Below are 2,118 nucleotides of genomic sequence, written 5' to 3' on the forward strand. Positions count from 1 at the left end.
ATTCAAGGGGATGATCGTTGCGGGCGCAATTCAACTTGTTCTCGTTTCCAAACCGGTTCAGCGAGGGCGACCGGTATCCAGACCGGACGGCAACACGCCCGAATGTTTCCTCCAACGGGTCCAGAAGGGTTTCGCAAAATGCACGGCCGGTTTCGATGGCAAGACCCGGGTTGTCCGGCAGGTTCTGTTTTTCGTGAAAGTTCCCGATCTCGGAATACAGGAAATCGCGCATGAAGAAATGGCGCGACAGGCGCACGCGGCCCAAGGTCTCGAGGCTCCACATGCTGCCTGGTCGGCGCATTTTCAGTACCCGTTCCAACGAAAGGCCCCATCCGGCGCGAGGGCCGAGTACGGGTTGAACGCAACTTCCCAGATCGAACCATCCGGTGCCCGAAAGTACCCATGGTGCCCGCCCCAGAACACGTCCGAGGCTGGTTTCAGGATTTCGGCCCCCGCTGCCTCGGCAGCTTGCAACAGTTCGGCGACACCCTCCTTGGATCGGCAATTGTGGCTGAGCGTCATCGCGCCGCGACCCAGGGTTTCAACGCCAACCCCGATTTCTTCGGCCAGCGCGGTCAATGGGTACAGACCCAGCGTCTGGCCGATCAGGTCAAAAACGATCACCCCGTCCGGGCTGTCGGTGCGGCGCCAGCCCAGCGCCTCGTAAAAGCGGGCTGCGGCTTCGGGATCTTCGGCCCCGATCGTGATCAGGCTGACGCGTTGCTCCATCACTCTACCCCCAAACCGTTCAGCCATTGCAGAATACCCGCCACCGTCGCATCGGTCTGCCCCGGCGACATCAGCCGTCCGGCAATGACGTGCGATTGCGGGTCGTCACCTGGCCCCATGGTTACGGTCTGAACGGTCGCAGGTGCCCCCCAGTCTTCGGCAACTTTGTGCGTCAGGTCGGGCCGAACCACCTGATCATCATTCGAGAACCAGAACAGAGCCGGCACCAGTGCGCCTGAAAAATCCAGCGCGTAGACGGTATCGACCAGAACCGACATCGGAATCACCGCCTCCCACGGATAAGTGGACGACCAGTACAGGTTCTTTTCCGGATCAGGGCCCGACACGTCGCGGGTTTCGCCCATCAGCAACGGCAGCCAGCCGCGCGCCCATGGCAGCGACGGGATCCAGGATCCGGCCGCCTGCACCCCGAAATTGGGCGAGATGAAAACCATCCCGACCACGTCCTTGGTCAGCTCTGGGTCCAAAGCCGCAGCTGCCGCCAGGGTTCCCCCGGTCGAGGTCGAGATCACGATAACCTTGTCGCCCACGGCGCGGGCGGCGGCCAGGCCTTCGGCAATGTCCCGCATCCAGCCCGAGGCCGTCCCTTCGGCCATTGCCAGCCCGTCGCGCCCGTGCCCCTGCAGGCGCGTATAGACCAGATTGGCCCCCAGCGCGTCGGCGATCCTGTCGGGCACCGGGCGGATTTCCTCGGACGAGGCAGAGAACCCGTGCACATAAAGCACAGAATAGGGTGTGCGCCGTTCCTTGAATCCGTCCCGCCAGATCACCCGCTTTTCGACACCCGGCACGATATCGTCATAGGCGGACTCGATGCTTTCGAAATAGACCTGAATCCCCTCGCCGAACTTGCGCGGATCGAACCGCGGGTGCAGATCCACCTCTTCGCGCGGGCCCAACCAGTAGATCAGCCCGCCGACCACCACCAACGCCAGCAAGGCCCGCCCGAGAAACCGCCCCAGCCGCCGCATCAGTTGCCCCCCATCACGTCGCGAACCGCATCTTCGATCAGCCCCAGACACGGCCCGTCCGAGAACCGGTGGTCGGCATCCTTGACCAACAACAGCCGCATGTCCGGACCGCTGGCATGGTCGAGCAGCCGTACCGCCGTCTCGGTGGAAACCGCCGTATCCGCCGTGCCTTGCAGGAACCGCACCGGAAACGGCAGGTTCAAGGGCGACCGCAACACCAGCCGCGTCCGCCCATCCTCGATCATCCGCTTGGTGATGATGTAGGGCTCCATGTAGTCCGAGGGCAGTTCAACATGCCCGACCGTCTCCAGCGCCTGTTTCTGTTCGTCGCTGAACGAGGCCCAATAGCCGTCCTCGGTGAAATCCGGCGCCGCAGCGATGGTGACCATCCCCGCGA

General features: G+C 63.2%; 2 protein-coding genes and 2 pseudogenes. All 4 read right to left on the reverse strand.

What is annotated here, in order from left to right; translation table 11 throughout:
- Nucleotides 1-283 (reverse strand): annotated as a pseudogene (locus tag AC2FM5_RS19505) (hypothetical protein); the annotation flags it as partial.
- A gap of 20 nt (nt 284-303) precedes the next feature.
- Complete coding sequence (locus tag AC2FM5_RS19510; protein WP_170443239.1) at nt 304-729, reverse strand: VOC family protein; 426 nt, start codon at nt 727-729, stop codon at nt 304-306.
- Entirely contained in the window at nt 729-1,721 is a 993-nt protein-coding gene (locus AC2FM5_RS19515) for an alpha/beta hydrolase (RefSeq protein WP_496737630.1), read from the reverse strand. Before AC2FM5_RS19515 ends, AC2FM5_RS19510 begins: the two co-directional genes overlap by 1 nt.
- Nucleotides 1,721-2,118, reverse strand: a pseudogene (locus AC2FM5_RS19520) (alpha/beta hydrolase); the annotation flags it as partial. The gene AC2FM5_RS19515 and the pseudogene AC2FM5_RS19520, both read right to left, overlap by 1 nt.

This window comes from Ruegeria sp. BHSA162 (assembly GCF_059613385.1).

What these genes read in the sequence shown, in the direction of transcription:
- AC2FM5_RS19510 (WP_170443239.1), bottom strand. Translation starts at nt 729, where the DNA reads ATGGAGCAACGCGTCAGCCTGATCACGATCGGGGCCGAAGATCCCGAA.
- AC2FM5_RS19515 (WP_496737630.1), bottom strand. Translation starts at nt 1,721, where the DNA reads ATGCGGCGGCTGGGGCGGTTTCTCGGGCGGGCCTTGCTGGCGTTGGTG.